Raw genomic sequence first — 2,423 nt, 5'->3', positions numbered from 1 at the left:
AGCCTCGGTCGGCTGGTACGCCTTCGTCCGCGCGAGCCAGATCCGCAGGCTCCGCGTGCCCAAGTCGTCTCTCGTCTCGTGCTCGGTGTGCACTATCCGACCGACGTACTCGCCGGCGCTGCCCTCGGAGGCGCCGTCGGCGGCATCCTGCGCCGCAGGCTGACCTCACGGAAGCGGAAACGACGATGAGTGAGACGACCGAGCGTGCCGACGTAGGCGGTGGTGCCTCACCGGGAAAAGGGGTCCGGTTCCGACCCTGCTCGGTGTGGGCAGAACGGCGCGGCCCCGGCAGTGGGTCAAGAACATCCTGGTGCTCGCCGCGCCGTTCACCGCGGGCCAGATCACGAACCTGGACGTGCTCTGGGACGCGGCCATGGCGTTCGTGGCCTTCTCCCTGATCGCCAGCTCGGTCTACCTCATCAACGACGCGGTCGACGTCGAGGCCGACCGTGCCCATCCCACGAAGCGGAACCGGCCCATCGCGGCCGGGGTCGTGCCGATCCCCGTGGCGTACGCGGCGGCAGGCGCCTTCTTCGCGGGCGGGGCCGCGGTGAGCTTCGTCGCCGACTGGCGTCTGCTGATCGTGCTCTGCGTGTACGAGGCGATCCAGCTCGGTTACTGTTTCGGGCTCAAACACCAGCCCGTGATCGACCTGGCGATCGTGGGCTCCGGGTTCTTGATGCGGCTGATCGCCGGTGGTGTGGCCACCGGCATCAGTTTGTCGCAGTGGTTCCTGCTGGTCACCGCGTTCGGCTCGCTGTTCATGGTGGCGGGCAAGCGCTACGCCGAGGTCATGCTCTACGAGCGGACCGGTGCCAAGATCCGGTCCTCGTTGAAGAAGTACTCGGCGAGCTACCTGCGGTTCGTCTGGGCCACCTCGGCGGCGATACTGATCATGTCGTACTGCCTGTGGGCGTTCGAGCAGCAACACACCGTCTCCGGCACGGTGTGGAGCGTCATCTCGATCGTGCCGTTCGTGATCGCCGTGCTGCGCTACGCCGTCGACGTCGACTGCGGCAACGCGGGGGAGCCCGAGGAGATCGCCCTGCGCGACCGGGTGCTCCAGATCCTCGGCGGGGCCTGGGTGATCTCCCTTGTCTGCTCGTACTACCTCTGAGCCGCTTCCAGGACGGGCACCGGGTAGTCGAGCCGGAGCACGCTGATCGGTTCGCGTAGTTTGTCGCCTCGCAGGTAAGTGGGCACCGGGGTCTGCTCGGCGATGTCGAGCAGCGGGGCGTACGGCCCGCCGGTGTCCCGGGAGAACGACATCCCCGTCAGCCAGCGGTCGCCCGGCCCCGAGGCGATCCGGTAGCGCACGGGCTCGGTCACCCCGCCCGCCACCGAGGCGGGCCGCCTGCACGGCAGGAAGAACGCGTCGACCCAGTCCAGGAGCACGGGCTCGTGCACGGGGACGTGCTCGGTCAGGGCAACGACCTCGGGCAGTCTCGGCGTGCCCACGGCGACCCAGCCGGCTCCGTCGCGTTCGTCCTCGGCCACCACGCGCACCCGTGCGGCCCCGGCGGGGTCGAGGCGTGCCTCACGCCAGGTCCCCGTGGGCAGGCGCAGTCGGTGCTCGGTGAGCACGACGCCGTCGGCGTCGGCGAACTGCACCGTCGCCGAGACCGCGCCCGTCCCGCCGACGGGGATCACCAGCGGCGGCGCGTCCGGGGACCCGGAACGCGCGGGCAGGGCGTACCACGCCGTGGTCAGGCCGCCCTCGGCGCCACCGCTTCCCCACGCGGGGACCTCCGCCGTCCCGTACGGCTCGGGCGGGGCGGTGTCCTCCTCGTCGGAGGAGGCAGTGCGCAGGCCGGGGCCGGTGGCCGAACCGCCCGGAACACCGGCACGCGCGTCGTCGCCCACGTGGTCGCCGAAGCCGCCGTTGACGGCGAACCCGTCGAGCCGCGCGGGCGGGCCGTCGGCCGTGAGCACGCCCGCGGCCACCTCGGGTTCCACGGTCAGCCAGTCCTCGACGCCGCATCCGCCGCCGAGTCCGGCGATGGTGGAGCCCGCGACGTTGTAGGTGCCCGAGCGCGACACCATCGCGACGGCCATCGAGCCGACCTCCAACACCACCGTGCAGGCGGCCACGACGACCAGCAGCGGCGCGCATGCCGTCCTTGACGGCGTCCACGGTGATGATCTCGATGTCCTCCCCGGGTGTCCGCCCGGAAGCCTCGATGGCCTCGATGGCGCCCGTGGTCGCCGAAGCCGCCGTTGACGGCGAACCCGTCGAGCCGCGCGGGCGGGCCGTCGGCCGTGAGCACGCCCGCGGCCACCTCGGGTTCCACGGTCAGCCAGTCCTCGACGCCGCATCCGCCGCCGAGTCCGGCGATGGTGGAGCCCGCGACGTTGTAGGTGCCCGAGCGCGACACCATCGCGACGGCCATCGAGCCGACCTCCAACACCACCGTGCAGGCGGC

Annotated in this window: 1 protein-coding gene and 3 pseudogenes; 2 read left to right on the top strand and 2 right to left on the bottom strand. The window is 71.5% G+C overall.

Annotation, left to right across the window (positions count from 1 at the left end):
* Nucleotides 1-63: 63 nt before the first annotated feature.
* Both SACSA_RS26510 and SACSA_RS0100180 read left to right on the top strand, forming a co-directional pair.
* Nucleotides 64-189 (top strand): annotated as a pseudogene (locus SACSA_RS26510) (phosphatase PAP2 family protein); the annotation flags it as partial.
* Nucleotides 186-1,117, top strand: a pseudogene (locus SACSA_RS0100180) (decaprenyl-phosphate phosphoribosyltransferase). The pseudogenes SACSA_RS26510 and SACSA_RS0100180, both read left to right, overlap by 4 nt.
* On the opposite strand, the gene SACSA_RS0100175 reads toward SACSA_RS0100180, so the two are convergent.
* Both SACSA_RS0100175 and SACSA_RS26505 read right to left on the bottom strand, forming a co-directional pair.
* Complete coding sequence (locus SACSA_RS0100175) at nt 1,108-2,055, bottom strand: arabinosyltransferase C-terminal domain-containing protein (RefSeq protein WP_232212788.1); 948 nt, start codon at nt 2,053-2,055, stop codon at nt 1,108-1,110. The pseudogene SACSA_RS0100180 and the gene SACSA_RS0100175 overlap by 10 nt on opposite strands.
* A 43-nt stretch (nt 2,056-2,098) precedes the next feature.
* Nucleotides 2,099-2,197 (bottom strand): annotated as a pseudogene (locus SACSA_RS26505) (LacI family transcriptional regulator); the annotation flags it as partial.
* Between the last annotated feature and the right edge of the window lie 226 nt (nt 2,198-2,423).

The organism is Saccharomonospora saliphila YIM 90502 (genome assembly GCF_000383795.1).
Lineage (GTDB): Bacteria > Actinomycetota > Actinomycetes > Mycobacteriales > Pseudonocardiaceae > Saccharomonospora > Saccharomonospora saliphila.
The sequence above is the reverse complement of the archived record's forward strand: the minus strand, read 5'-3'. Positions and strand labels throughout refer to the sequence as shown.

Coding starts and splice junctions, on each gene's coding strand:
- SACSA_RS0100175 (WP_232212788.1), bottom strand. CDS start 2,055: ATGGCCGTCGCGATGGTGTCGCGCTCGGGCACCTACAACGTCGCGGGC.